26 protein-coding genes are annotated in these 24,645 nt (G+C 72.0%); 6 read left to right on the top strand and 20 right to left on the bottom strand.

From position 1 onward, the window contains the following. Window positions 1-10: 10 nt before the first annotated feature. From ACZ4E1_RS09765 to ggt, 4 genes are all read right to left on the bottom strand, one after another. Window positions 11-964: an FKBP-type peptidyl-prolyl cis-trans isomerase gene (locus ACZ4E1_RS09765; RefSeq protein WP_467537508.1), complete on the bottom strand. Its 954-nt coding sequence runs from the start codon at window positions 962-964 to the stop codon at window positions 11-13. 211 nt (window positions 965-1,175) lie between these two features. Further along, window positions 1,176-1,844 (bottom strand): response regulator, encoded by a 669-nt coding sequence (locus ACZ4E1_RS09760; RefSeq protein WP_467537506.1) that lies wholly within the window; start codon window positions 1,842-1,844, stop codon window positions 1,176-1,178. Beyond that, window positions 1,841-3,040, bottom strand: coding sequence for a sensor histidine kinase (locus tag ACZ4E1_RS09755; RefSeq protein WP_467537504.1), 1,200 nt, complete (start codon window positions 3,038-3,040; stop codon window positions 1,841-1,843). The genes ACZ4E1_RS09760 and ACZ4E1_RS09755 overlap by 4 nt, the downstream gene beginning before the upstream one ends. 84 nt (window positions 3,041-3,124) lie before the next feature. Then, complete coding sequence (gene ggt / locus ACZ4E1_RS09750; RefSeq protein WP_467537501.1) at window positions 3,125-4,939, bottom strand: gamma-glutamyltransferase; 1,815 nt, start codon at window positions 4,937-4,939, stop codon at window positions 3,125-3,127. Window positions 4,940-5,042: 103 nt separating this feature from the next. Here ggt and ACZ4E1_RS09745 point away from each other — a divergent pair, with 103 nt between their 5' ends. Then, complete coding sequence (locus tag ACZ4E1_RS09745; RefSeq protein WP_467537500.1) at window positions 5,043-5,801, top strand: hypothetical protein; 759 nt, start codon at window positions 5,043-5,045, stop codon at window positions 5,799-5,801. A gap of 166 nt (window positions 5,802-5,967) precedes the next feature. Here the strand turns inward: ACZ4E1_RS09745 and ACZ4E1_RS09740 are convergent, their stop codons facing one another. From ACZ4E1_RS09740 to ACZ4E1_RS09720, 5 genes are all read right to left on the bottom strand, one after another. Then, the gene (locus tag ACZ4E1_RS09740) at window positions 5,968-6,837 is read right to left on the bottom strand and encodes an amino acid ABC transporter permease (RefSeq protein WP_467537499.1); all 870 of its coding nucleotides are present in this window, start codon (window positions 6,835-6,837) and stop codon (window positions 5,968-5,970) included. Further along, window positions 6,834-7,478 carry an amino acid ABC transporter permease gene (locus ACZ4E1_RS09735; RefSeq protein ID WP_467537497.1) on the bottom strand — a complete coding sequence of 215 codons (645 nt, stop codon included), beginning with the start codon at window positions 7,476-7,478 and terminating at the stop codon, window positions 6,834-6,836. The genes ACZ4E1_RS09740 and ACZ4E1_RS09735 overlap by 4 nt, the downstream gene beginning before the upstream one ends. 11 nt (window positions 7,479-7,489) lie before the next feature. Next, complete coding sequence (locus ACZ4E1_RS09730) at window positions 7,490-8,401, bottom strand: glutamate ABC transporter substrate-binding protein (protein WP_467537495.1); 912 nt, start codon at window positions 8,399-8,401, stop codon at window positions 7,490-7,492. A gap of 20 nt (window positions 8,402-8,421) precedes the next feature. After that, window positions 8,422-9,165, bottom strand: coding sequence for an amino acid ABC transporter ATP-binding protein (locus tag ACZ4E1_RS09725; RefSeq protein ID WP_467537493.1), 744 nt, complete (start codon window positions 9,163-9,165; stop codon window positions 8,422-8,424). 120 nt (window positions 9,166-9,285) lie between these two features. Continuing rightward, window positions 9,286-9,750, bottom strand: coding sequence for a DUF6278 family protein (locus tag ACZ4E1_RS09720; RefSeq protein WP_467537491.1), 465 nt, complete (start codon window positions 9,748-9,750; stop codon window positions 9,286-9,288). A 168-nt stretch (window positions 9,751-9,918) separates the two neighbouring features. Here ACZ4E1_RS09720 and ACZ4E1_RS09715 point away from each other — a divergent pair, with 168 nt between their 5' ends. Continuing rightward, window positions 9,919-11,700 (top strand): SGNH/GDSL hydrolase family protein, encoded by a 1,782-nt coding sequence (locus ACZ4E1_RS09715; RefSeq protein WP_467537489.1) that lies wholly within the window; start codon window positions 9,919-9,921, stop codon window positions 11,698-11,700. A 244-nt stretch (window positions 11,701-11,944) separates the two neighbouring features. Here ACZ4E1_RS09715 and ACZ4E1_RS09710 read toward each other — a convergent pair whose 3' ends face one another. Next, window positions 11,945-12,724, bottom strand: a complete 780-nt coding sequence (locus tag ACZ4E1_RS09710; RefSeq protein WP_467537487.1) for an exodeoxyribonuclease III — start codon at window positions 12,722-12,724, stop codon at window positions 11,945-11,947. 60 nt (window positions 12,725-12,784) lie between these two features. On the opposite strand from ACZ4E1_RS09710, the gene ACZ4E1_RS09705 reads away from it, so the two are divergent. Next, window positions 12,785-13,375, top strand: a complete 591-nt coding sequence (locus tag ACZ4E1_RS09705) for a hydrolase (protein WP_467537485.1) — start codon at window positions 12,785-12,787, stop codon at window positions 13,373-13,375. Between the two features lie 7 nt (window positions 13,376-13,382). Here ACZ4E1_RS09705 and ACZ4E1_RS09700 read toward each other — a convergent pair whose 3' ends face one another. From ACZ4E1_RS09700 to ACZ4E1_RS09690, 3 genes are all read right to left on the bottom strand, one after another. Further along, window positions 13,383-14,045 carry an MBL fold metallo-hydrolase gene (locus tag ACZ4E1_RS09700; RefSeq protein WP_467537483.1) on the bottom strand — a complete coding sequence of 221 codons (663 nt, stop codon included), beginning with the start codon at window positions 14,043-14,045 and terminating at the stop codon, window positions 13,383-13,385. Then, window positions 14,042-15,349 carry a bifunctional 3-oxoadipate enol-lactonase/4-carboxymuconolactone decarboxylase PcaDC gene (gene pcaDC / locus ACZ4E1_RS09695; protein WP_467537481.1) on the bottom strand — a complete coding sequence of 436 codons (1,308 nt, stop codon included), beginning with the start codon at window positions 15,347-15,349 and terminating at the stop codon, window positions 14,042-14,044. The genes ACZ4E1_RS09700 and pcaDC overlap by 4 nt, the downstream gene beginning before the upstream one ends. A gap of 112 nt (window positions 15,350-15,461) precedes the next feature. Then, window positions 15,462-15,872 carry an SRPBCC family protein gene (locus ACZ4E1_RS09690; protein WP_467537479.1) on the bottom strand — a complete coding sequence of 137 codons (411 nt, stop codon included), beginning with the start codon at window positions 15,870-15,872 and terminating at the stop codon, window positions 15,462-15,464. Window positions 15,873-16,010: 138 nt separating this feature from the next. Here ACZ4E1_RS09690 and ACZ4E1_RS09685 point away from each other — a divergent pair, with 138 nt between their 5' ends. The 3 genes from ACZ4E1_RS09685 (at window position 16,011) to ACZ4E1_RS09675 (ending at window position 19,161) form a co-directional block, all read left to right on the top strand. Continuing rightward, window positions 16,011-16,832 carry a helix-turn-helix domain-containing protein gene (locus ACZ4E1_RS09685; RefSeq protein ID WP_467537477.1) on the top strand — a complete coding sequence of 274 codons (822 nt, stop codon included), beginning with the start codon at window positions 16,011-16,013 and terminating at the stop codon, window positions 16,830-16,832. 132 nt (window positions 16,833-16,964) lie between these two features. Further along, window positions 16,965-18,029, top strand: coding sequence for a right-handed parallel beta-helix repeat-containing protein (locus ACZ4E1_RS09680; protein WP_467537475.1), 1,065 nt, complete (start codon window positions 16,965-16,967; stop codon window positions 18,027-18,029). Between the two features lie 85 nt (window positions 18,030-18,114). Then, the gene (locus ACZ4E1_RS09675) at window positions 18,115-19,161 is read left to right on the top strand and encodes a methyltransferase (protein WP_467537472.1); all 1,047 of its coding nucleotides are present in this window, start codon (window positions 18,115-18,117) and stop codon (window positions 19,159-19,161) included. Window positions 19,162-19,240: 79 nt separating this feature from the next. Here ACZ4E1_RS09675 and ACZ4E1_RS09670 read toward each other — a convergent pair whose 3' ends face one another. From ACZ4E1_RS09670 to ACZ4E1_RS09640, 7 genes are all read right to left on the bottom strand, one after another. Continuing rightward, on the bottom strand, window positions 19,241-19,573 hold the full coding sequence (locus ACZ4E1_RS09670; RefSeq protein ID WP_467537470.1) for a TcmI family type II polyketide cyclase: 333 nt from the start codon (window positions 19,571-19,573) through the stop codon (window positions 19,241-19,243). Window positions 19,574-19,597: 24 nt separating this feature from the next. Next, window positions 19,598-20,074, bottom strand: a complete 477-nt coding sequence (locus ACZ4E1_RS09665) for an SRPBCC family protein (protein ID WP_467537468.1) — start codon at window positions 20,072-20,074, stop codon at window positions 19,598-19,600. Between the two features lies 1 nt (window position 20,075). After that, window positions 20,076-20,336, bottom strand: coding sequence for an acyl carrier protein (locus tag ACZ4E1_RS09660; protein ID WP_188336100.1), 261 nt, complete (start codon window positions 20,334-20,336; stop codon window positions 20,076-20,078). After that, on the bottom strand, window positions 20,333-21,610 hold the full coding sequence (locus ACZ4E1_RS09655) for a beta-ketoacyl synthase N-terminal-like domain-containing protein (protein WP_467537466.1): 1,278 nt from the start codon (window positions 21,608-21,610) through the stop codon (window positions 20,333-20,335). Before ACZ4E1_RS09655 ends, ACZ4E1_RS09660 begins: the two co-directional genes overlap by 4 nt. Then, entirely contained in the window at window positions 21,607-22,875 is a 1,269-nt protein-coding gene (locus ACZ4E1_RS09650; protein ID WP_467537464.1) for a beta-ketoacyl-[acyl-carrier-protein] synthase family protein, read from the bottom strand. The genes ACZ4E1_RS09655 and ACZ4E1_RS09650 overlap by 4 nt, the downstream gene beginning before the upstream one ends. Next, the gene (locus ACZ4E1_RS09645; protein ID WP_188336103.1) at window positions 22,872-23,276 is read right to left on the bottom strand and encodes a cupin domain-containing protein; all 405 of its coding nucleotides are present in this window, start codon (window positions 23,274-23,276) and stop codon (window positions 22,872-22,874) included. The genes ACZ4E1_RS09650 and ACZ4E1_RS09645 overlap by 4 nt, the downstream gene beginning before the upstream one ends. Window positions 23,277-23,341: 65 nt before the next feature. Then, window positions 23,342-24,466: a SchA/CurD-like domain-containing protein gene (locus ACZ4E1_RS09640; protein WP_467537462.1), complete on the bottom strand. Its 1,125-nt coding sequence runs from the start codon at window positions 24,464-24,466 to the stop codon at window positions 23,342-23,344. Between the last annotated feature and the right edge of the window lie 179 nt (window positions 24,467-24,645).

Raw genomic sequence — 24,645 nt, 5'->3', positions numbered from 1 at the left:
CGTACGGGCGTCAGCGGTCCTGCCGGTCGAGCACGTCCACGACGTAGAGCACCGGGACCCCGGGCGGCTGTTCCAGGCCGCCCGGGGTGCGGTGGAAGTCGGGGCGGTAGCGGGCGGGCACCGCGAGCTGCAGCCGGCTGCCGACCCGGATCCCCTTGAGCGCCTCGTACATACCGGGCAGCAGCGCGGGCCGGGCGAGCACCATGCCGCTCGGGCCGCTGTCCCCGTACGTCGAGCGGAACGGGCGGCCTTCACCCCAGGACCAGCCCGCGTACTGCAGCACAGCCACGTCACGGTCCTGGAGCACCGGGCCGCGGCCCTCGCTGAGGGTGCGCACGTGCAGTTTCGCCGGCGGGCCCGCACCCCAGCTGACCACCTTCGGCATCCCGCCCGCGGGGAAGTCGACGACGGCCTTCGCCTCGCGGGCCTCCCCGGCGCCCGGCATCCCGCCGCTGCCGTGCACCACCGGCACCCGCTGGTCGCGGTCGTAGCCGCCGATCAGGTCGAACACCAGGACCATGTGGTCGTCGGGGGCGACCCTCGCCGCCGCGGCGCTCCGCGGTCCGGCGGCGCGCGCCGCCGGGGCGACCATCAGGACGCGGCTGCCGCCCCTGCGGCCCACGAGCGCCTCGGCCCAGGACCGTTCGCCGGCGGACGAGACCGTCGTCGGCTGGGCCAGGCCCCACGAGCTGAGCAGCTCCTGCTTCCCCTCCCAGCTGCGCATCTCGACGTCGGTGACGGCGACCTGCCCCTTCTTCACCGCCGGGCCCGTACCGGCGCGGAGCACCTTCAGGCGGGCCGCCGCCGGGGCGGGCCGGTCCGGGATGGTGATCACCGGCCGGGTCCCGACGGCGCCGGTGACCTTCGGGACGTTCTCGGGGCCCGGGTCGGGGGCGGCGCAGGCCGCTGCCGCCGCGAGCAGGACGGTTACGGCTCCGGTGCGCAGGACGGGTCTGGGGTCCACCGGTGACCTCCTTGGCGTGGGGGTGTCGCCAAGGAGCGTTCCGGTCCCCGGGGCGCGGGTGACGGACCTGCGGGGCGACACACCGGGGGGCGTACGTCCGCCGGGTGTACGAGGCCGCGCCCCGGACCTCCGCGCCCCGCCCCGCACCCGGGCGCCCGGCCGACGCACCGGTACGGGGAGGCGCGTGGGCGGCTCCCCGCGGCGGAGCCGGTCAGCGGCTCGGGGCGACCAGACCCAACTCGTACGCGGTGATGACCAGTTGGACCCGGTCGCGCGCGGCGAGCTTCGTGAAGAGGCGGGCCACATGGGACTTGGTGGTGGCGACGCTGATGAAGAGCTCCTCGGCGATCTCCTGGTTGGAGCGGCCGAGCCCGACCAGGGTGAGGACCTCGCGCTCGCGCTCCGTGATGCCCTCGACGGGCCGCTGCGACCGCGCCGCGACCGGCCCCCCGCGCCCCACGAAGTCGGCGATGAGGCGCCGGGTGACCCCGGGCGCGATGAGCGCGTCCCCCGCGGCGACGATCCGGATCGCCGCGAGGAGATCGTCCAGCGGCATGTCCTTCACGGCGAACCCGGCGGCGCCGGCCCGCAGCGCCCCGTACACGTAGTCGTCCTCGTCGAACGTGGTCAGGACGAGGACGCGCGCACCCTGCCCGGAGTCGACGATGCGCCGGGTCGCCTCGATGCCGTCGACGCCGGGCATCCTGATGTCCATCACGACGACGTCTGGCGCGAGCCGCGCCGTCCGCTCGACGGCCTGTGCCCCGTCCCCCGCCTCGCCGACGACCTCCAGGTCGTCCGTGTCGCCGATGAGGGTGCGCAGTCCGGAGCGGACGAGCGGCTGGTCGTCGACGAGCAGCACCCGGACCCGCGCCGTCACGCGGCCTCCTCCTCGGGCAGCGGTATCCGCGCCGTCACCCGGAAGCCGCCCTCCGGCCGCGGCCCCGCGCCGAACTCCCCGTGCAGCAGGCGCACCCGCTCCTCCATCCCCGTGATCCCGAACCCCGTGCCCGACGATCGTGCCCCGGCGCCCCGCCCCGCGTCCACGATCTCCAGGAACAGTTCGGCGTCCTCGTAGGCGACAGCCACCCGGCAGGCGGCGACGTCCGCGTGCCGGACGACGTTGGCGAGGGCCTCCTGCACGATGCGGTACGCGGAGCGGTCCACGTCGGGCGGCAGGGGGCGCTCGGTGCCGGTGCGGGACAGGTCGACGCGGACGCCGGCGTCGGCGGTCTGCGCGATGAGCACGTCGAGTTCGGCGAGCCCGGCGCCGGGGGTGAGCGGCGCGTCCCCGTCCGGATCGGCCCGGCGCAGGGCGACGAGCGTGCGGCGCAGGCCGCGCAGGGTGTCGCGGCTGGTCTGCTCGATCGCCTCCAGCGCGGCACGGGCCTCGGCGGGGCGGGTCTCGACGACGCGGGCCGCGACCCCGGACTGGATGGTGATGACGCCGATGCCGTGGGAGACCATGTCGTGCAACTCCCGGGCGATCCGCAGCCGTTCGGCGGTCACGGCCTCGGTGACAGCGCGCCGGCGCAGCGCGGCGGCGTGCTCGGTGCGCTCGCGGACGAACAGGCCGACCATGCAGGAGACCAGCAGGGCGAGCAGCGCGATGGTGGTGAACGCCGCGAGGCTCTCGCCCCGCGCGAACAGGGCGATGCCCGCGGCCTGGGCGAGGACGCTGAGCACGACCCCGGTGACCCACTGGCGCGTGGACCTGCGGGCGACGAGGAGGCCGAGCACGATGTCGGCCACGGCGAAGGCGAGCAGGGTCACGGACCGGCCCCCGTCGTAGGTGTCGACGGGAACGGCCGGACCGAACGGCCCGGAGGGGTGGTACGGTCCGCCGCTCGGTTGCAGCCCGGTCGCCACGAGCGTGCCGAGCAGGACGACGACCAGCGCGAGCAGCGGCATCCTCCGGGCCACGCCCACCAGGAGCACGGCGGCGAGGGCCACGCCCAGGGCCCGCAGCAGCGGCACCGTGTCCGGCGAGGCGAACAGGGGGACGGTCAGCACGAACGGGTAGAGGGCCAGTCCGCACCAGGCGGCGGTCCCCCGGGATCCGGTTGTCTCGCTCATGCCGATGAGCGTACGAGCGCGGGGGGACACGGACATCGGCCCACGGAATGCATCCCGTGGGCCGATCCCCGGCTGGTCAGAGTGTCAGTGGCCGGGCTCGACGACCATCGCCGAGCCGCCGCCGCGCCGTACCTTCTCGGCGGCGGCCAGCCACCGCCCGTCGGGCAGCCGCTGGACACCGGTCGCGGCGCCGATCTCGGGGTTGAGCTTGAACGAGTGGCCGATCGACTCCAGTTCCGCGCGCAGCGGGCTGTCGTAGAGGCCGGGTTCGAGCTCGGTCTGCGCGGCGTTGCGCTGGCTGGCGCGCGGGGCGGCGATGGCGTCGACGAGCGGCAGGCCCCGGTCGAGGAAGCCGGTCAGGGTCTGGAGCACGGTGGTGATGATGGTGGCTCCACCGGGCGAACCGACGGCGACGACGGGCTTGTTCGCCCGGTCGAGGACGATGGTCGGCGCGATGGAGGAGCGCGGTCGCTTGCCGGGGCCGGGCAGGTTCGGGTCGTGGACGGCGGGGTTCGCCGGGGCGAAGGAGAAGTCGGTCAGCTCGTTGTTGAGCAGGAAGCCGCGGCCGGGCACGGTGATGCCGCTGCCGCCGGTGGACTCGATGGTGAGGGTGTAGGCGACGACGTTGCCCCACCGGTCGGCGACGGTCAGATGCGTGGTGTTCTCACCCTCGTAGGTCGTCGGCGCGGCCCGGTCGCCGGCCTTCCCGCAGGTCCCCGGGTGGCGGGGGTCGCCGGGGGCGAGCGGGCTGGTGAGCACCGCGTCGTCCTTGATCAGGCAGCCGCGCGCGTCGGCGAAGCGCTGGGAGAGCAGTTGCCGCGTGGGGACGTCCTCGGCGGTCGGATCGCCGACCCAGCGCCCGCGGTCGGCGAACGCGATGCGGCTGGCCTCGATGAAGCGGTGCAGGTAGCGGGCCTGGGAGGCTTTGGAGAGGTCGCTGCGCTCCAGGATGTTGAGCGCCTCGCCGACGGTGGTGCCGCCGGAGGACGACGGCGCGATGGAGTAGACGCCGAGGCCCCGGTACGAGGTCCTGGTCGGGGTCTGGAACTTCGCGGCGTAGGCGTCCAGGTCCTGGGCGGACAGCTTGCCGGGGCGGGCGTTCCAGCCGGAGGCCGGGTCGACGGGCGGCGCGTCGACGGTCTTGACGACGTCGGCGCCGATGTCGCCGTGGTAGATCGCGCCGACGCCCTCGCGGGCGAGCTGGGCGTAGGTGCGGGCGAGGTCGGGGTTGCGGAAGGTCGAGCCGACGACCGGGAGCTGTCCGCCGGGCAGGAAGAGCCGGGCGGTGTCCGGGAAGTTCCGGAAGCGGGCCTCGTTGGAGGCGGTCTGGGAGCGGAAGGTGTCGTCGACGGTGAAGCCGTCCCGGGCGAGGCGTTCGGCGGGCTTCAGGACGGTGCCGAGTCCCTTGCTGCCCCAGGCGTCCAGGGCGGAGGCCCAGGTCGCGGGCGTGCCGGGGGTGCCGACGCTCAGACCGCTGGTGACCGCGTCCGCGAAACCGAGCGGTTTGCCGTTCTCCAGGAACAGGTCGGAGCCGGCGCTCAGCGGAGCGGTCTCACGGCCGTCGATCGAGTGCACCTGCCGGGTCTTGGCGTCGTAGTAGACGAAGTAGCCGCCTCCGCCGACACCGGCCGAGTACGGCTCGGTGACGCCGAGCGCGGCGGCGGTGGCGACGGCGGCGTCCACCGCGTTGCCCCCGTTCCGGAGGACCTCGATGCCTGCGGCGGAGGCGTCGGCGTCGACACTGGCCACGGCGCCGCCGTGCCCGACGGCGACCGGAACCTTCTGCGGCGTCCCCGGGGAGGCGCCGGAAGCGGACGAAGGGGGCGCGGCCGCCCCGACCGCCACCATGCTCACCGCAAGGGCGCAGAGGGACAGATTCCGTGCAACTGAACGCCTCATCAGTACCTCCAGTCAACAACCGTCTGCGCAGCGTAACTTGCCTTCCCGGCACCGTCAGGACCCCCTCGAACACCGGTACGCCGGTTGGCTAGAGTGCGCCCCCATGACTGAAGACGTGCGCAACATCGTCCTCGGCCTGATCGCAGCGGGCATCAGCGCCTCGCTGGGCTGGCTCGCCCGCACCTATCTGTGGAAACGCAAGCTCCGCCGCAAGCAGGCCTTCTTCGGGCTGCCCGACAACGCGGAGTCGCTGCTGGTGGTGAACCGCGACGCAGGCGGCCCCGAGCTGGCCGTCAAGCGGCACGACGTGTTCGCGCTGCTCGAACTGGCGGCGATCGTCAAGGACTGCGGCGCGCACGCCCAGGTCGTGGCGCACGACACGGCCCAGCAGGGCTTCGGGGAGCGCACCGAGTTCTGCGTCGGGGGCCCGGCGTCCAACCGGCGGATGGCGGCGCACATGGTGAGCCTGCTGCCGGGGATCCGGGTCAACACGGATCCCGAGCCGGGTCCGGACCGCGGCGCGTTCCAGGTCGGCTCCGAGCGCTACCGGGTCGAGCCGGGCCGTACCGAGTACGTGATCCTGGCGCGGCTGACGGCCGGTGAGTCGCGCGAGGCGCGGCCGGTGTTCCTGTTCTGCGGGCAGCTGCCCATCACCAACCAGGCGGCGACCCGGTATCTGGCCCGGCATCACGAGCGGCTCGCGCGCAAGCACGGCAACAGCTCGTTCGTCCTGCTCCTGAAGGTCGTGAACTCGGGCGCGTACGGCCCGGACGTCGTCGAGCTGGTCTCCGACGTGACGCGCGCGGCCCAGCAGCCGCTGCCGGCCTCCGCGACTCCGCGCAATTCGCACCGCGCCAAGTAGGCGGCTGCGACCAAGGAAGAGCGGTACCCCGGCCGCGTACGAATGCGGCAGGGGCCCGCTCGGCCTCGGCAAGCAGGCGGCCCGTCCGTCCCGCACGCAGCTGACCTTCTCCTCGCGAGGAGTGATCTCCGGCTGCGGCCGGGCGTGGACGGCCGACGCTCCGTGGCTACTGCACTCCGGGCAGCAGCGTCCCTGGTTCGGCCGGGGCGACCTCCGCGGCCTCGGTCTTGGGATTGCGCCGCTGACGCCTGGCCACCCACTGGGCGAACCACGACAGCAACATGCACATCCCGATGTAGATCGGCGAGATCACCATCACCACGGGGATGAAGGGCAAATCGTAGTCGAGGTTCGACGCGATGAGCTTCCCGGCGTGGAGAAACTCCTCATAGGTGATCAGATACCCCAGCGACGTGTCCTTCAGGGCGACCACGAGCTGGCTGATGATGGCGGGCAGCATGGCCCGCACCGCCTGCGGCACCAGGACCTGCGCCATCACCTGCGTCTTGCGCATGCCGAGCGCGAACGCGGCCTCGCGCTGGCCGCGTTCCACGGCGTTGATGCCGGAGCGGAAGACCTCGGCGAGCACCGAGCCGTTGTAGAGGGTCAGTCCGGCGACGAGCGCGGGCAGCGGCTCGGCCTTGAGGGCCACGTAGATGAAGAAGATCATCACGAGGACCGGCATCGCGCGGAAGAACTCGACGAACAGGGTGGCGAGCCATCGTACGGGCCGGTGGTCGGACAGGCGTCCCACGGCGAGGATCGTGCCGAGCGCCAGGGACAGCACGGCCGCGATGGCGAAGGCCTTGAGCGTGTTACCGAGGCCGCGCAGCAGCAGTTCCTGGATGCCCTTGTACTCGAAGGGAGTCCACTTGGTGCTGGTGAACTGGTCGGTGTCGAAGAGCAGGTAGAGGATCCAGCCGACGAGCGCGAGCAGGATCACCGTGGACAGGAGCCCGTACAGCTTGTGCCGGCGCTCGGTGTTGGGGCCCGGGATGTCGTACAGGGCGGTGGCACCGTGGTCGAGTGCTTTCATCGGGCGACTCCCCAGCGCTTTTCCATGAGGTTGAACACCGCGCTGATGGCGAGCGTGATGATGAGGTAGCCGACCGCGATCCAGACGAAGGTCCAGATGATGTTGAACCCGAGCTCGCTGAGCGTCTTGTAGGTGCCGAGCAGTTCGGTGACGCTGAAGGCGCCCGCGATCGCCGAGTTCTTGGCGAGGGCGATGAGGTTGGAGCCGACGGGCGCGATCACCGAGCGGAACGCCTGCGGCAGGATCACCAGCGTCAGCGTCTGGCCGAAGGACATGCCGAGGCTGCGGGCGGCCTCGCCCTGCCCCTTGTGCACGGTGTTGATGCCGGAGCGCAGCGCCTCGCAGATGAACGCGGAGGTGTAGCAGCCCAGCGCGAGCACGGCGAAGACGGTGAAGGGCAGCACGAGCCCGAAGCGCGGCAGGCCGAGCAGGACGGCGAAGAACAGCAGGGTCAGCGGGGTGTTGCGCAGGACGGTGACCCAGGCGGTGCCGAAGGCGCGGAAGGAGCCGACGGGCGCGACACGGAACGACGCCATGACGAAGCCCAGCACGAGGGCGAGGATCGAGGCGTAGACGGTGAGCTCGACCGTACCGAGGAAGCCCTTCCAGTAGGTCGAGAAATTTTCGGTCAGTACGTTCACGGTGCGGGTCCTCAGCTCGCCGGATAGCGGTCGATGGCGGGCGGTTTCGGTGCGGGCACGCCGGACAGGCCGAGCGTCGCGTCGTACGCCTTCTTCCAGTCGCCGTCCTTCTCGCGCTGCGCGAGCGCGGTGTCGACGGCGAACCGCAGCGCGTTGTCGGAGCGGGGCACGCCGATGCCGTACGGCTCCTCGGAGAACGGCTTGCCGACCAGCTTCAGCTCGTCGGGCACCTTGGCCGCGTAGCCGAGCAGGATCGCGTCGTCGGTGGTCACGGCGTCGACCTGGTAGGTCAGCAGGTTGTCGACGCAGACCGAGTAGGTGTCGTAGGCGACGAGTTCGGCCTTGGGGTAGTCGGCCTGGATCCGCTGGTAGGGGGTCGATCCGGCGGCCGAGCAGACGCGCTTGCCGTCGAGGTCCTGGGGGCCGTGGATGTCGTCCTCGCCGGTCCGGACGAGCAGGCTCTGGCCGGCCATGTAGTACGGGCCGCCGAAGCCGACGAGCTTCTTGCGGTTGTCGTTGATGGTGTACGTGCCGACGTAGTAGTCGATCTGGCCGTTCTGCAGGGCCGTCTCGCGGTTGGCGGAGGCGATCGTCTTGAAGGAGATCTTCTTCGGGTCCAGACCTAGCGAGGCGGAGATCATCTTGGCGATCTCGATGTCGAAGCCGGAGTAGACGCCGCTGGCGGGGTTCTTCTCACCGAGGTAGGGCTGGTCCTCCTTGGCGCCGACGACGAAGTGGCCTCGCTTGTTCGCCTTCTTCCAGGTCTTGGAGTCGGGCAGCGAGAAGCCCTGTGCCACTTGGTACTTGGGGAGTTCGGCGGCGGAGGGGCCCTTGACGGGCGGTGTGCCCTCCTTGCCGCAGGCGGTGGCGGCCAGGGCGGCCACCGCGAGGGCGGTGAGCAGCCTGAGCGACTTTACGATCATGAGGTGCTGCACTCCCCCGGTCAGTGCTTGAGGATCTTGGAGAGGAAGTCGCGGGCGCGCTCGCTCTCGGGATGCGTGAAGAAGTCCTCGGGGGCGCGGTCCTCGACGATCTTCCCGTCGGCCATGAACACGACGCGGTCGGCGGCGGTGCGCGCGAAGCCCATCTCGTGGGTGACGACGACCATGGTCATTCCGTCACGGGCCAGCTGCTGCATGACCTCGAGGACCTCGTTGATCATCTCGGGGTCGAGGGCCGAGGTCGGCTCGTCGAAGAGCAGGGCCTTGGGGTCCATGGCGAGGGCGCGGGCGATGGCCACGCGTTGCTGCTGGCCGCCGGACATCTGCGCGGGGAACTTGTCGGCGTGGGCGGCGAGACCGACCCGGTCGAGGAGTTCGCGCGAGCGCTGGTCGGCGTCCTCCTTCTTGCGCTTCCTGACCTTCACCTGGGCCAGCGAGACGTTCTGGAGGACGGTCTTGTGCGCGAAGAGATTGAAGGACTGGAAGACCATCCCGACCTCGGCACGCAGTTGCGCGAGCGCCTTGCCCTCCTCGGGCAGCGGCTTGCCGTCGAGCTTGATGGTGCCCGACTGGATCGTCTCCAGCCGGTTGATCGTCCTGCAGAGCGTCGACTTGCCCGACCCCGAAGGGCCGATGACCACGACCACCTCCCCCTTGCCGACGGTGAGGTCGATGTCCTGGAGGACATGCAGCTCTCCGTAGTACTTGTTCACGTCACGCAGCTCGATCAAAGGATCGACGGCCATGCCAGTCCTGCCCACTCTCAGCTGTCTCGGTTTGCGCAAACTATCCACGCTCATAGGGGACTTAACCGACGACACGCACGTATGGGCATTAACCGTATTTGCGGCTCAGGGCATCGCGTCTCAGGACTCGGCGGCCTCCGCGTAGAACTGGGAGAGTTCCGGGGCGCCGCTCTCCGCCCACTCCTGCCCCGCCTCGACGACCTCGATCTCCCGGCCCGATTCCAGGAGCACGACGGGCTGCCCGTCCGGCCGGATCAGCCAGGCGGCGCCGGGGACATGGCGCACCAGGACCGTGCCGAGGTACAGGCCCGCGTCGTTGCCGAGCCAGGGCAGCACCTCGGGGTCCTCGCGCCAGCGCGGCACGAGTTGATCGAGCTTCTCCAAGGACCGTACGGAGTCGTCGAGTTCGATGCCCGCCGCAGCCGCCTGCGAGCGCAACAGCTCGCACTCCGAGAGCAGTTCGGCGAGTCCGTCGCCGCCGCCCGCACCACCGGAACCCGCCCCGCCGCCGTCGGACGCCGCCGCCGCGACAGCGAGGACGGGCTCGTGCTTCTTGCGCCAATTGTCCACGAACGGGATCTTCATACCGTCCAGCCTCGCATTCCCCCTGGCCCCGGCACCACAGGGCGCGCGGACCCGCTGTTCGCGGTGCGTTCACGGCGGCTTCCTACGCGCCTCATTGACGCGTCCCTGCCCCCTTCCTACGTTCATGGCACACCTGTCACGCCCGCCGCACCACGGAGGGAGCCGGCCGTGCGCCGACGCACCTGGGGAACAGCTGTCCTACTGGCGGTCTGCGCGGGCCTCACCCCCGCGACGACCGCCGAGGCTGCCGCCCCGCACAGACCCGAGCCGCTCCCCCTGGAGCGGCTCTTCGAGAATCGGGCCGTCAGCGACGACCGCGAGCCGGCCGATGCGGACTTCGACGGCGCGGGCGGCTCGCTGTCCGCCCAGGACCTGACGGCGGCGGGCTGGACCCCCGGGCGGCGCCTCGGTGTCCAGGGCGCCGAACTGCACTGGCCGCGCACGGCGGGCGACGGCCCCGACAACGTCCGGGCGGACGGCCAGCGCGTCCGGCTGCGGGGCACCGGGAACGCGCTCGCCTTCCTCGTCGCCGGGACCGGTGGCGACGCGAGCGGCACCGGCACCGTCCGCTACACGGACGGCTCCCGCTCCCGGTACACGCTCACCGCCCCGGACTGGCGCACCGGCCCGCTCGCCACGAAGTCCGTCGCGCTCCCGCACCGCAACACCCCGCAGGGGCAGGTCCCCGACCGGACCCGGCTGTACGTGGTCACGGTGCCGGTCCGCGCGGACCGTGCGATCAGCTCCGTCGACCTGCCCGGGGCGCCGGACGAGGCCGGCCGCGCGCTGCACGTCTTCGACGTCTCCGTGCGCCGGGCGACGCACGGCTGGACGGGCACCTGGGCCGCGTCGACCGCCGGGTACACGACGGTCGGCCCGTGGGCGGACCGGACGGTGCGGCTCGTCGTGCACACCAGCACGGGCGGCCCCCGGGTCCGGATCCGGCTCGACAACACCTTCGCGTCGACGCCCGTACGGATCGGGAGCGCGTCGGTGGCCGTACGGGAGGCCGGGGCCGCGACGCGCGGGGCGCCCGTCCCGCTCACCTTCCGCGGCGCCTCGGGGACACAACTGCCCGCCGGTGCCCAGGCGTTCAGCGATCCGGTCGACTTCGACGTGCCGTCCGACTCCGACCTCCTCGTCAGCTTCCACCTGCCCGACCCGGTGCTCAGCGCGCCCGTGCACAGCCAGGCGCTCCAGCGGTCGTACGTGAGCGAGCCCGGGGACCACGCGACGGACGCCGCCGCTACGGCCTTCACCTCGACGATCACGTACTGGCCGCTGCTCACCGGGGTCGACGTGGGCGGCGGGCCCGGGTCCGTGGTGCTGCTCGGGGACTCGATCACGGACGGGGTGAAGTCGACCCAGGACGCGAACAGGCGCTGGCCGAACGTGCTGGCCCGGCGGCTGCTCGGGCAGTCGCAGGTGCCGCGCTACGGGGTGCTGAACCAGGGGATCTCGGCGAACAAGGTCGTCGGGGACCGGTATCCGGGCGACGGGGTGTCCGTGGACACGGGTGGAGTGAGCGCGCTGCACCGGATCGACCGGGACGTGTTCGCCCAGACCTCGGCGCGGACCGTCGTGGTCTTCCAGGGGATCAACGACCTGCGGTGGGGCGCGAGCGGGGAGCAGGTCGTGGCGGGGCTGCGCGAGGTCGCCGCGCTGGCGCGGGCGCGGGGGTTGCGGGTGGTCGGGGCGACGATCACTCCGTGCGAGGGGGAGGCGCTGTGCACGGCCGCCGCCGACGCGGGGCGGGTCGAGGTGAACCGGTTCCTGCGGGGGCCCGATTCGGGGTTCGACGCGGTGCTGGACTTCGATGCGGTGCTGCGGGATCCGGAGCGGCCGGCCCGGATGCGGGCCGCGTTCGACAGCGGGGATCATCTGCATCCCGGCGATGCGGGGCTCGCTGCGCTGGGCTCATCGGTCGACCTGGGGGTCCTCGCGCCGTAGCTTCGCCGGTTCGTCGGCGGGTGCGGGTCCGGTGGGGCTTCTCGCGCAGTTCCCCGCGCCCCTGAAGGCACACTTCGTGCGCCCCAGAGGCCCACCCGTCGCGCCCCGCGACGGAGTCGCTGATCGGGCACAGCCCCGCGCCCCTGATGAGGCTGCGCCTCATCGGGGAAATGCGACCCGAAGGGTCTGCATTTCAGGGGCGCGGGGAACTGCGCGGCCCGCCCCCACCGGCGGTCAGGTCGCGCTACACGTCGAGGTCCACCACCACGGGAGCGTGATCCGACGCCCCCTTGCCCTTACGTTCGTCGCGGTCGACGTAGGCGTCGGAGACCGCCTTCGCGAACGGCGCGTTCCCGTAGACGAGGTCGATCCGCATGCCGCGGTTCTTGGGGAAGCCGAGCTGGCGGTAGTCCCAGTACGTGAAGGGGTGGTCGTACTTCAGAGGGCGCGGCACGACGTCGCTGAGCCCCGCCTCCCGCAGCGACGCGAGCGCGGCCCGCTCGGCCGGCGTCACATGCGTCGCGCCCTCGAAGACGGAGATGTCCCAGACGTCGTCGTCGGTCGGCGCCACGTTGTAGTCCCCCATCACCGCGAACGGGCGGGAGCCCTGCGCGTCGCCGGCCACCGCCGCCTTCAGCGCCTCGAACCAGCGCAGCTTGTACGCGTAGTGCGGGTGGTCGACCTCCCGCCCGTTCGGCACGTAGACCGACCAGACGCGGACCGGGCCGCAGGTCGCGGAGACGGCGCGGGGCTCCTCGGCCCCGTCGTAGCCGGGGTCGCCGGGCACGCCCTTGACGACGTCCTCGAGGCCGACGCGGGAGAGCAGCGCCACCCCGTTCCACCTCCCGTTCGCGTTGACCGCCGACTCGTAGCCGAGCTCGCGCAGCTCCTCCGTCGGGAACTGCTCGGCCGAGCACTTGGTCTCCTGGATGCACAGCACGTCCGTGCCGCTGCTCTCGAGCCAGGCGAGGAGCCGGGGCAGGCGGGCGGTGATCGAGTTCACGTTCCAGGTAGCGATGCGCATGTCCCACAACCTACCGGGCGGGTACGACAACGGCCTTTTCGACAGGTAGCCTGTCGAAATATGAGTGACAGCAGCCTCCCCGCCCCAACCCTGGACGAGCGCCCCGCCCTCGTCCTCATCGACCTCCAGCAGGGCATCCTCGGCCTGCCGACCGCCCCGCACTCCGCGGACACGGTGCTCAAGAACGCGGCGCGGCTCGCCGACGCCTTCCGTGCCCGGGGCCTGCCGGTGGTCCGGGTGCGGGTCGCCTGGTCGCCCGACGGCGGCGACCTGCCGGTGAGCCGCGCCACGACGCCGGGCCTCACCCAGGCCCCGCCGGCCGCGTTCGCCGCGTTCCCCGACGAGCTGGGCCCGCTCGGCGACGACATCGTGATCACCAAGCGGCACTGGGGCGCCTTCACCGGTACGGAGCTCGACCTCCAGCTGCGCCGGCGCGGGGTCACGCAGCTGGTCCTCGGCGGCATCTCGACGTCGATCGGGGTGGAGTCCACCGCGCGCTCGGCCTTCGAGCTCAGCTACCACCTGCTGGTGGTCGAGGACGCGACGACCGACACCGACGCCGCGTCCCACGCGCACACGTTCGGCAAGATCTACCCGCGGATCGCCGAGCTGGGCACGACGGACGAGGTGCTGGAGCTCCTCGCCCGCTGACTCCGGGTCACAGCCGGACGGTGTCGCCCGGTGTCAGGCGCAGGTGCCGGGTGCCGCCGAGCGCGCCGATCTGGTTGTCGTAGATCGGGCGGGCCAGGTCGGTCAGGAGCGCGTCGTGGATGTCGTAGGCGCGGCTCGGCTTCACCTCGCGCACGTAGTCGATCACCTCGGCGATCTTGTTCCAGGGCGCCATGACCGGGAGCATCAGCGTCTCGACCGGCTGATCGGGGACGGTGAGCGCGTCCCCCGGGTGGAAGACCGTGCCGCCGTCGAGGAGGTAGCCGACGTTCGTGATGCGCGGGATGTCGGGGTGGATGACGGCGTGCAGTTCGCCGTGGACCTGGACGTCGAAGCCGGCGGCGGTGAACGTGTCGCCGTGTCCGACGGTGTGGACGCGGCCGGGGAACGCGCCGGAGAGCTTCTCCGCGACCGAGCGCAGGGTCCAGATCTGCGCGCCGGGGCGGTCCTCCATCCCGGCGCGCAGCCGTGCCTCGTCGAAGTGGTCCGGGTGCTCGTGGGTCACGAGGATCGCGTCGGCGCCGACCGCCGCGTCCTGCTCCGAGAACCCGCCCGGGTCGACGACGAGGACCTGTCCGTCCTTCTCGAGGCGGACGCAGGCGTGGGACAGCTTCTGGAAGGTGAGCGTCATGGTCCCATCCTGCTCGGTCATTCCTGCGGTGTGGTCTCCTCGCGGATGACACGCTGGGCGACCTTGAACGCGGAGTTCGCCGCGGGCACGCCGCAGTAGACGGCCGTCTGCATCAGGATCTCCTTGATCTCGTCGGCGGTCAGGCCGTTGCGCAGGGCGGCGCGCGTGTGGAAGGCCAGCTCGTCGAGGTGGCCGCCCGCGACAAGGGCGGTGAGCGTCACCGAGGAGCGCATCCGGCGGTCGAGTCCCGGGCGGGCCCAGATCTCGCCCCACGCGTAGCGGGTCATGAACTCCTGGAACTCGCCGGAGAAGTCGTCCGCCTCGGCCAGCGCCCCGTCGACGTGCGCGTCGCCGAGCACCTCGCGGCGCACCTTGAGGCCCGTGTCGTGCGGGTCGGGCCGGACGGCCGCCTCGGGCTGGACCGCGGCCGGGGCGATCTCGGCGACGGGGCCCGTCGGGACGGGCGGGGCCAGGACCGGCTTGACCGGCGGCGCGGGGATGGCGTGCTGGCCGGTGTCCTGGGCGGGCTGCCAGGCCGTGGAGAAGTGCCGAACCAGGAGATCGGTGACGGCGGCGGGCTGCTCGACCGGGGCCAGGTGCGAGGCGCCGGGCACGACGGCGAGCCGGGCGTCGGGTATGCCGGCGACGAGGGTGCGGGCCTCCGCCGGCCCCGTCACCTGGTCCTCCGAGCCGACCAGGACGAGCGTGGGCACGCCGATGGCGCCGAGCTCGCTGCGGATGTCGAACGCGGCGAGGGCCTCGCACGCGGCGATGTAGCAGCCCGGGTCGGTCGTCCGGACCATCTGCACGGCCCAGTCCGTGATGGCGGGCTGGGCGGCGGCGAAGCCGGAGGTGAACCAGCGCTCGGGCGACGTACGGGCGATGGGATCCAGGCCGTTGCTGCGGACGATGACGCCGCGCTGGCGGAACTCGTCGGCGGTGCCGAAGCGGGGCGAGGCCGCGACCAGGGCGAGGGACGCGACGCGCTGCGGGTTCCGCAGGGCCAGTTCGGCGCCGATCGCGCCGCCCAGCGAGCAGCCCGCGTACCCGAAGCGCTGCACCCCGACCTCGTCGAGCGTGGCGAGCAGCCGGTCGGCGAGCTCCCCGACGGAGTCGACGGGGTACGCCGGGGCGCCGCCGTGTCCGGGAAGATCGAAGCGGAACACCCGCCACTGCTTGACCAGCTCGGGGATCTGACGGTCCCACATATGCCATGTAGCACCGAGGGAGGTCCCGATGACCAGGACCGGGCCGTCTTCCGGCCCGTCAAAGCGGTACTGCAGGGTCTCGACGTTCTTTTCACTCACCCACCCACGCTCCCACATCTCACATCCTGCTCGTGAGCGGGGGCCGCACCACTGACCAAACCTCCCCACGCATTCGCCACCGGCCGCACATCCTCCACATCGGGCTTCACGTACCGGCGCCGCGCGGTCTTCACCCGTGATCGGTGGCCTTCAGCGTCTCCTGCATGATGCGCGCGCCCTGCTCGGCCATCGCGCTGATCGGTCCGGCGAGTTCGTCGGGCGTCACGTCGATCGTCCAGACGAACCGGCTGCGCCCCTCGGTGTCGGCGAGGACCTGCATCGAGGCGTGATGGTGCTTCGGTGCCATCGAGCCGCCCACCACCGCGTAGGCCACCCGGCGGGCCGCATCGTCGATGTCGACGATCAACTCGTGCACGACGACACCGTTCGCGAAGGTCACGATCCGGGTGTCCGTCTCCATGCGGGTGTCCGTGACGAAGCCCGGCACCAGGCGCCGGTGCACGGCTCCGACGTCCCGCAGGGCCTCCCAGACGTTCTCCGGGCTGTTGTCGATCAGGAAGTCCTTGTGGAGGTGAGCCATGTGTTCTTCTCCTGTCGGGTGAGGTGTCAGGTGTCAGGCGCCATCGGGGCGCCGCCCAGCTTGCTCGCCACGTCCCGTCCCGGTCTTGAAGATCCTTGCGGCGGGGCCGATGTCAGACCCCCGGCGTAGCGTCGGAGGGTGCTCACCACCACGGTTCTCGCCAACCGGCCCGACTTCCGCATCACCGCGGTGAGCTGCCGGGACGACCACACCCACTGGTCGCGGACGGAGGTGCGCGAGGACTACCGGGTGGTGCTCGTGCGGCGCGGCCGGTTCCGCCGGCAGGTGGCCGGCGCCCCGGCCGAGGTCGACCCGACGACGGCCTATCTCGGTGTGCCGGGCGAGGAGGAGCGTTTCGCGCACCCGGCCGCCGGGGGCGACGAGTGCACCTCGATCAGCCTGACGCCCACTCTGTGGCGGGCCACGGCCGGTGAGGACGCCCGCCCGGTCCGGCAGAGCGTGTACGTGGACGCCCGCGTCGACCCGGCCCACCGCCGAGTCCTCGCGTCCGCCCGCACCGGCGACGTGGACCACGCGGTGACCGAGGAACTCCTCGGACTGCTCGCCGCCGCCGTCGGACAGGCCGTCGCCGGAGCCGTCCCGGCCGGGGTACGCACCGGCCGGGACGAGGGGCCGCTCGTCGCCGCGGCCCGGCACGCGATCGGCGAGGCCCACCCCGCCTCCGCGGGGCTGCTGCCGCTCGCGGAGCTCCTCGGCGTCTCGCCCTACCGTCTGAGCCGCTCCTTCACCCGCGAGATGGGCGTCTCCCTGACCCGCTACCGCAACCGGGTCCGTGTCGGCCGGGCCCTCGACCGTCTGGACGCGGGCGAGGACAGCCTCGCGACCCTCGCCGCCGACCTGGACTTCTCCGACCAGGCCCACCTCTGCCGGACCATGCGCCAGTACCTCGGCCACACACCGACGGCGCTGCGGCGGCTGCTCGCCCCGGAATCGCCTTGAGAAGCCGGAGAAGCGCGCCCGATACGTCGTACCTCCTTCCGTCCGGCCGTCAGGGACAGGCTCGCGAGGCGGCGGCGCCCGCCTGGGGGAACAGCGGTGGCAGGGCGGAACACCCGCTCATAGCTTCGCCATGTGACCAAACGACAGATTGTGGGTCTCGCCTGTGCCGCGGCCACCGTCGCGTCGGGCCTCGGGGCTGCCTCACCGGCGGCCGCCGCCCCGACGGTGCACCATGTGAAACCGGGCGAGTCCATCCAGAAAGCAATGAACTCAGCGAAGCCGGGGGACGTCGTCCTCCTCGCCCCCGGCACCTATCACGAGAGCGTCGACGTCGACGTGTCCGGCGTGACCCTCCAGGGCTCCGGAGCCCGGTCCACCGTCCTCGTCCCCGCCGCCTCCGCCGGCGACAGCGCCTGCGCGAAGGCCGGCAACGGCGTCTGCGTGACCGGCACCGAGGCCGACCCCGTCAAGAACGTCACCGTCCGTTCCCTGACGCTGCGCGGCTTCGCCAAGTCCGGGCTGTGGGCGACGGGGACCGACCGGCTCCGGGTCGAGAAGGTGACATCGGAGAAGAACGGCCAGTGGGGCCTCGCCCAGGAGCGGTCCCTGCGCGGAGCGTTCCGCGGCAACACCGCGACGGGCAACGGCGACGCCGGGCTCTTCGTCGCCAACACGGTCGCCGCCGAGGAGGGCGCCGTGGACACCCGCAGGGCGGTGATCAGCCACAACCGCCTCCGCGACAACCGGATCGGCCTCACGGTGCGGCGCCTGCGGAACCTGACGGTCGACCACAACGAGGCGACCGGCAACTGCACCGCGATGTTCCTCGTCGGCGACGAGAACACGCCCCGCCCCGGCGACCTGCGCGTGGTGGCCAACGACGTCCACGCCAACAACAAGTACTGCCCGAAGACCGCCCGGCTGCCCTATCTGCAGGGTTCGGGGATCATCCTCACCGGAGTCGAGGACTCGCTGGTGGCGGGCAACCGGGTCGAGGACAACGTGGGCGAGGCCCCCATGTCGGGCGGCATCGTGCTGGCCAAGAACTTCAAGAACGCCCTCAACCAGCGCAACGCGATCCGCGACAACGTGGTCCTGCGCAACGGCGCGGCCGACCTGGCCGTGCAGGACGACGGCGCGGGCAACACCTTCCGCGACAACACGTGCGCGACCTCCCGGCCCGGCGGCTTGTGCTGACCCGTGCCGCCCCTCAGGACAAGTCCCCACCCTCATCACGAACCCCGTCACGCGCCGCATCACGCCGGCAGAAGTGAGGCACCCCATGACGACCGTCGATCCGGCACCCGCGCCTGAGCTCGCTCCCCCGCCACCCATGCGGCTGCGGGAGCTCGTGTTCGGGGCTGCGTGCGCCGCCGCCGTCCGCGCCGCGGCCCGCCTGGGTGTCGCCGACGCCCTCGACGACACACCTCTGAGCGTGGACGAACTGGCGGCGGCGGTGAAGACCCAGCCGCGCACCCTGCGCCGGCTGCTGCGCGCGCTGTCCAGCCAGGGCGTCTTCACCGAGCGCCCGGACGGCACGTTCGCGCACACGGAGATGTCCCGGCTGCTGCGCGAGGACGACCCGCACAGCCTGCGGTACATCGCCCTGTGGTGCACCGAGCCGTGGACGTGGAACGTGTGGCCGAAGCTCGACGAGGCGGTGCGCTCCGGCCGGAACGTCTTCGAGGACGTCTACGACCGGGAGTTCTTCACCTACCTCAACACCGAGGCCCCCGAGTCGGCCCACGTGTTCAACCGGGCCATGACGACGTCCAGCAGGCAGTCGGCGCAGGACGTCGCCGAACTCCTCGACCTGCGGGACGTGTCCTCGGTCGTGGACATCGGCGGAGGTCAGGGGCACGTGGTGGCCAGCCTGCTGGAGAAGCACCCCGGGATGCACGGCACCCTGCTCGACCTGCCGGGCGTCGTCGAGAACGCCGACCCGCGGCTGCGCGAGGGCGGCGCCCTCGCCTCCCGGGTGCGCATCGTGCCCGGGGACTGCCGCGAGGCCGTCCCCGTGGAGGCGGACGTCTACATCATCAAGAACATCCTGGAGTGGGACGACGAGAGCACCCGCAGGACGCTGGCCAACGTCCGCGCGGCGGCCCGGCCCGGGGCCCGGGTCGTCGTCATCGAGAACCTCGTCGACGACACCCCGTCGATGAAGTTCACGACGTCGATGGACCTGCTGCTGCTCCTCAACGTCGGCGGCGCCAAGCACACCCGGCAGAGCATGGTGGAGCGGCTGACCGACGCCGGACTCGCCATCGGTGAGATCCGCCCCGTCAACGCGTACCTGCACGCCTTCGAGTGCACCGTGCCCGCCTGAGCGGACCCGCAGCACCGAGGCCGCCGGCCCCGCGTCCCACGCGGTGGCCGGCGGCCTCGTGTCGTTCCCGGGCGCCCGGTCAGGACGGGGCGCCCCGCTCCCAGCGGTAGAAGCAGTGCGCCATGGCGTCCTTGGGGCTGCGCCAGGTCGTCGGGTCGTACGCGCTGACGTACGCCGAGAGCTGCTCGCTGACACTGCGGAACTCGGGGTGCCCGGCCGCCTTCGCGATGGCGGGCGCGGGGTCCTGCTCGGACTCGATGAGGTGCAGGTACACGTCGCCGAACTGGAACAGGCTGCGCCGGTCGACACCGATGAGGTGCGGGAGTTCACCGCGGTCGGAGGCGGCGAACACGTCGGAGATCGCGGGCGCCGAACCGGGCGCCATGCGGGCGACGATCAGGGAGTGGTGCATCGGGTTTCCTTCCTCGCCGTGCCGTCAGCGCGGCGTCGCGGGCGCCTTCTGCCGCTCCCGCGCGGCCTTCTCGATCTTGTCGCGGATGAGGGCCATCTGCGTGGCGGAGTTCCGGTTGATGTTGTCCGTCATCCACGAGTCGTCGACGGGGGCCTCGGGCTTCATCGCGAAGTCCTGCACCCAGTCCATGCGGGTGCCCTCCGGGGTCTGCGCGTAGTCCCACCGGATGTTCATGTGGGCGAAGGGGCCGGTCTCGACGCGGCGGGCGCGCACGGTCCGTTCGGCGCGGTTCACGGTCCGCTCCGAGACCCAGCTCCAGACCTTCCCGTTGTCGTCCGGGTGCATGGTCAGGCGGAAGGTCGTCGTGTCGCCGTCGCGGGAGAGGACGTCGAGGGACGCGTACTCGCTGAAGAGGCGCGGCCAGTTCTCGATGTCGTTGGTGATCTCCCAGACGAGGTCGAGGGGGGCGTCGATGGTGATGCTGTTCTCGGTGTGTGCCATGTCAGGCTCCGGCCTTGAGGGCGTTGTTGACGAGGTCGAGGAACGCGCGGGGTGTCTTGCAGCGTTCCGAGTCGGGAGGCAGGGACCGGCCGTAGCGGTTCTCGATCTCGCCGACGATGCCGAGCAGACCGAGCGAGTCGATGCCGCGGGCGTCGAAGGGAGCGTCGGGGTCCTGCGCGAGCTCCTGCGGGTCGACGGTGATACCGGCCGCCTTCTTCATCAGGCCGGCCAGTTCCTCGTAGGTGACTTCGGTGGTGATCATGCGGGTGTTCTCCTTCCCGCCCGGTGCTGTCGGGCGGATTCGTCGCCGCGGCGCACTACGAGCGCGGCGTTGGAGCCCATGAGTCCCCGGCTGAGGACCAGGGCGGTGCGCAGCTCGGCGGGGCGAGCGCGGGACATCACCAGATCCAGGTCGTGGCAGATGTCGAACACGTTGGGCGTGGGGGGAATCAGGCCGTGCTCCAGGGCGTGCACGGCCGCCGTCACGTCCAGGACGGACGCCGCGCAGTAGGCGCGCCCCATGCCGGTCTTGGGCGCCGTGACGGGGACGCGGGTGCCGTGGGCGCCCAGGGCGTCGGCGAGGGCCAGCGCCTCGGCGCGGTCCGCCTCCGGGACGCCGAGCGCGTCGGCGAACACGACGTCGATCTCCTCGGGGGCGCAGCCGGCCTCGTCGAGGGCGCCCCGGATCGCGTGGGCGAGGCCTTCTCTGGAGCGCTCCCACCGGGACGCGCCGGTGAAGGTGGCGGCGTGCCCGGCGACGACGGCGCGCACCGGCGCCTCGCGCTCGCGGGCGCGGGACTCCTCCTCCACGACGAGGACGGCGCCGCCCTCGGCGGGCGAGAACCCCCGGGCCGCCGTGGTGAAGGGCAGATAGGCGCGTTCGGGTTCCTCGGCGGTGCTGATCTCGGGGTAGCCGAGCTGGCACACCATCGAGTACGGGGCGAGCGGGGCCTCGGTGGCGCCGACGACGAGGGCCTCGGTGCCGCGCCCCACGGCGCGGGCGGCGTGCGCGATCGCGTCCAGGCCGCCGGCCTCGTCGCTGGCGACGACTCCGCACGGTCCCTTGAAGCCGCTCCAGATGGAGATCTGGCCGGTGCTGGCCGCGTAGAACCAGGCGATGGACTGGTAGGGGCCGACGAACTTGGAGCCCTGGCCCCACAGTTTCTGCAGCTCGCGCTGGCCGAACTCGCCGCCGCCGGATCCCGCGGCGGTGAACACGCCGATGGAGTACGGGTCCTCGGGTGCGCCGCGGCCGATGCCGGCGTCGTCGAGGGCCTGGGCCGCCGCCGCCATCGCGAAGTGGCTGAACCGGTCCGTCTGGACCAGGAACGGCTCCTCGATGTGGTTCTCGGCGTCGAAGCTGCGGACCTCGCCGCCGACACGCAGCGGCAGGTTCTCGCAGCCCTCACGGGTGATCCGGTCCAGGACGAACAGGCCTTCCCGGACGGATTTCCGGTAGGCGTCCGCGTGCAGTCCGTTGGGCGCGATCACACCGATGCCGGTGATGACCGCGCGCCGGGCGCGTCGACCGCTCATCGTGCCCTCCCACCTGGCCCGGCCAGGAGCACCGCCGACTGGAAACCGCCGAATCCGCTGCCGACGGAGAGCACGTTCCTCAGCTTCCGGGGGCGGGCGGTGCGCGGTACGTAGTCCAGGTCGCACTCGGGGTCGGGCGTCTCGTAGTTCGCGGTGGGCGGCACCACCTGGTGCTGGAGCGCGAGGACGCAGGCGGCCACCTCGATCGCGCCGATCGCGCCCAGGGAGTGGCCCACCATGGATTTGATGGAGCTCATCGGGGTGTCGTAGGCGTGGGCGCCCAGGGACAGCTTGACCGCGGCCGTCTCGTGCCGGTCGTTCTGCCGGGTGCCGGAGCCGTGCGCGTTGACGTAGTCGATCAGCGTGGGGTCGAGCCGGGCCTGGCCGAGGGCGGTGTCGATCGCCCGGGCCATCTCCCGGCCCTCGCTGGTCAGTCCGGTCATGTGGTACGCGTTGCCGTACGTGGCGTAGCCGCTGATCTCGCAGTACACGTGGGCGCCGCGCGCGCGGGCGTGCTCGACCTCCTCCAGGACGAGAACCGCCGCTCCCTCTCCCATGACGAAGCCGTTGCGGTCCGCGTCGAAGGGTCTGGAGGCGTGCTCGGGATCGTCGTTGTTCGGCGAGGTCGCCCTGATGGCGTCGAAGCACGCCATGGTGATCGGTGACACCGGGGAGTCGGAGGCGCCGGCGATGCAGACGTCGGCCCGGCCCTCCTGGACGGTGTGGAAGGCGTAGCCCACCGCGTCGAGTCCGGAGGTGCAGCCGGTGGAGACGGTCTGTACGGGGCCCTGGGCGCCGAACTGTTCGGCGACGACCGCGGCGAGCGTGCTCGGCGCGAAGGCCAGATGGAGTTTCGGTTCGGCCGCGCGGTGGTCCACGTCCCAGCGCTTGCCGCGCTCGCTGACGAGGACGTAGTCGTGCTCCAGGCGGGTGGTCCCGCCGATGGCGCTGCCGAGGGAGACGCCGATCCGCCAGGGGTCCTCGCGGCCGGTGTCGAGTCCGCAGTCGCGCACGGCCTCGCCGGCGGCGGCGACCGCGAACTGGATGTACCGGTCCGTGTGGTCGCGCACGTCGAGGGGCAGGCCGTGGGCGTCCGGGTCCCAGTCGCACTCGGCGGCGATCCGCGAGCGCAGGCCCGCCGGGTCGAACAGCGTGATGCCGCGGGTCGCCGTCCGGCCGTTGGACAGCAGGTCCCAGAAGGCCGTGGCGCCGATTCCCCCGGGAGCCACCACGCCGACGCCGGTGACCGCCACCCGCCGGGTCACCTTATGACCTCGCTTGGCTCGGGCTCCTCGGTGTCGACGTGGCCGAGGCGCGGCTCCGGGGCGAGCGGACCGAGGTGGAAGACCATGCGGGCCTCCACGTCGCCGACGTTGCGGAAGCGGTGCCGCACGTCGATCGGGATCAGCAGCCCCTGGTCGGGCCGCAGCTCGTGCGTCTCGCCGTCCAGGTCCACCTCGAGGGCGCCCTGCACGACGTACACGAACTCCTCGGAGTACGGGTGGTAGTGCTCGCCGATGCGCTCTCCGGGCTGGATCAGGGCGAGGCCCATGAAGCCGCTGGTGGAGCCGACCGTGGCGGGCGTGAGCATGGCCCGCAGGTCACCTCCGCGCCGGCGGTTGGGCTCGGTCTCGCTCAGGTCCACGATGCGTGGATGCTTGATCATGCGTGATACCTCCGGGTGAGTGGTGGCGTGGCGGGCCCGGCCCGCGGACGCCGGCGGGCGGTGCGTCAGGAGCCGGCCGAGCTGCGGTCGGTGACCGGCGTCATGTCGATGTGCGACAGGAGCCGGTTGATGTTGCGGTCCGTGTGCAGGGAGCCCTCCACACCGATCGCGGCGAGGTCGATGAGGCGCTCGGCCTCCCCGCCCTGCTCCAGGCCCTTGAGTCCGACGGACGCCACCGGGTCGGCGTCGAGCTCGCCCGTGATGTCGATGAGGCGCACCACGATGTCGTCGCGCTGGAAGACCGTCGACGCGTACACGGGGCTCGCCGGGTCGTCGGCCGCGGCCGCGTCCTGGTGGGCGAGCAGCCGGGCCAGGTCCATGCCGCGGCCTTCCTTGGCCGGGTAGTGGAGCGCGTGCCGGCTCAGGCCCTCGGGGGCCGGGCGGTCGGACACGACGTGGTGGACGGCGGGGAGCGCGGCCCGGGTGAAGAAGACGCGCGCCGACTCGGGGTCGGTCAGGTCGCGGTCCTGCTCCAGGTAGGGGTTGACGGCCTCCTCGACGGCCCGGATCTCCGGCTGGCGGGCGACGTGGCGCAGCGCCGCGAGGAGGTCGCCCTCGACCTCCACGGCGCGTACGACGCGGTTGCCGTGCATGAACAGCGAGGTGCGGCGCAGCCGTGTGGTGTCGTCGACCTGGGCCTGGGGCGAACGGTACGCGGCGAGGATCTCCGCGACCTTGGACTCGGAGCCCGGCTTGACGGTGAACGTGAGGGCGTGGCGCGCCGCGCCGTCGCCGACCCGGGCCACCGCCTGCGTGGTCGCCGCCGCCGGTTCGGGGGTGGTCGGCCCGGCGGGGGTGGTCTCGCGCAGGATGCTGTAGCGCATCGAGCGGGTGTCCCGGACGCAGTTGTGCATCGGGCGGACGGTCTCGACGTGCTCCTCGCTGTTCACCCAGGCGAGGAACGGCGGGGCGCTCTCCCACTCGCTGGTGATGAGCCACTGCGAGGGGTTCTCGATCGACTGGCAGAGCTGGTCACTGAGGTGACCGGGGACCGACGCGACCTGGTTGCGCATGTGCTCGTACGCGTCGAGGAACTGCTGCTGGGCTCCTTCGTACAGGTCGAGCAGGAGGATCACCCGCAGCCTGGAGCCGTCGAACGCCGACTGCGATATGCGTCCTGAGATGGACATACCGGCACGCCTCTCTCTTTGTCGTGGAGGGTCTGGTGCGACGCCCGGCCGAGGGTCTGATGCGACTCCTCGTCGAGGGTCTGATGCGGCCGTCGCGTCCGAAACAGCGCGGTCGCCATGAGCCGATCGTCGACGCGGGTCCGGAGGTCGCGCGAACCGCACGGTCCGGTCGGGTGAAT

Source organism: Streptomyces sp. NPDC025806 (genome assembly GCF_055558275.1).
The sequence above is the reverse complement of the archived record's forward strand: the minus strand, read 5'-3'. Positions and strand labels throughout refer to the sequence as shown.

Coding starts and splice junctions, on each gene's coding strand:
- ACZ4E1_RS09755 (WP_467537504.1), bottom strand. CDS start 3,040: ATGAGCGAGACAACCGGATCCCGGGGGACCGCCGCCTGGTGCGGACTG.
- ggt (WP_467537501.1), bottom strand. CDS start 4,939: ATGAGGCGTTCAGTTGCACGGAATCTGTCCCTCTGCGCCCTTGCGGTG.
- ACZ4E1_RS09745 (WP_467537500.1), top strand. CDS start 5,043: ATGACTGAAGACGTGCGCAACATCGTCCTCGGCCTGATCGCAGCGGGC.
- ACZ4E1_RS09740 (WP_467537499.1), bottom strand. CDS start 6,837: ATGAAAGCACTCGACCACGGTGCCACCGCCCTGTACGACATCCCGGGC.
- ACZ4E1_RS09730 (WP_467537495.1), bottom strand. CDS start 8,401: ATGATCGTAAAGTCGCTCAGGCTGCTCACCGCCCTCGCGGTGGCCGCC.
- ACZ4E1_RS09725 (WP_467537493.1), bottom strand. CDS start 9,165: ATGGCCGTCGATCCTTTGATCGAGCTGCGTGACGTGAACAAGTACTAC.
- ACZ4E1_RS09720 (WP_467537491.1), bottom strand. CDS start 9,750: ATGAAGATCCCGTTCGTGGACAATTGGCGCAAGAAGCACGAGCCCGTC.
- ACZ4E1_RS09710 (WP_467537487.1), bottom strand. CDS start 12,724: ATGCGCATCGCTACCTGGAACGTGAACTCGATCACCGCCCGCCTGCCC.
- ACZ4E1_RS09705 (WP_467537485.1), top strand. CDS start 12,785: ATGAGTGACAGCAGCCTCCCCGCCCCAACCCTGGACGAGCGCCCCGCC.
- ACZ4E1_RS09700 (WP_467537483.1), bottom strand. CDS start 14,045: ATGACCGAGCAGGATGGGACCATGACGCTCACCTTCCAGAAGCTGTCC.
- pcaDC (WP_467537481.1), bottom strand. CDS start 15,349: ATGTGGGAGCGTGGGTGGGTGAGTGAAAAGAACGTCGAGACCCTGCAG.
- ACZ4E1_RS09690 (WP_467537479.1), bottom strand. CDS start 15,872: ATGGCTCACCTCCACAAGGACTTCCTGATCGACAACAGCCCGGAGAAC.
- ACZ4E1_RS09675 (WP_467537472.1), top strand. CDS start 18,115: ATGACGACCGTCGATCCGGCACCCGCGCCTGAGCTCGCTCCCCCGCCA.
- ACZ4E1_RS09670 (WP_467537470.1), bottom strand. CDS start 19,573: ATGCACCACTCCCTGATCGTCGCCCGCATGGCGCCCGGTTCGGCGCCC.
- ACZ4E1_RS09665 (WP_467537468.1), bottom strand. CDS start 20,074: ATGGCACACACCGAGAACAGCATCACCATCGACGCCCCCCTCGACCTC.
- ACZ4E1_RS09660 (WP_188336100.1), bottom strand. CDS start 20,336: ATGATCACCACCGAAGTCACCTACGAGGAACTGGCCGGCCTGATGAAG.
- ACZ4E1_RS09655 (WP_467537466.1), bottom strand. CDS start 21,610: ATGAGCGGTCGACGCGCCCGGCGCGCGGTCATCACCGGCATCGGTGTG.
- ACZ4E1_RS09645 (WP_188336103.1), bottom strand. CDS start 23,276: ATGATCAAGCATCCACGCATCGTGGACCTGAGCGAGACCGAGCCCAAC.
- ACZ4E1_RS09640 (WP_467537462.1), bottom strand. CDS start 24,466: ATGTCCATCTCAGGACGCATATCGCAGTCGGCGTTCGACGGCTCCAGG.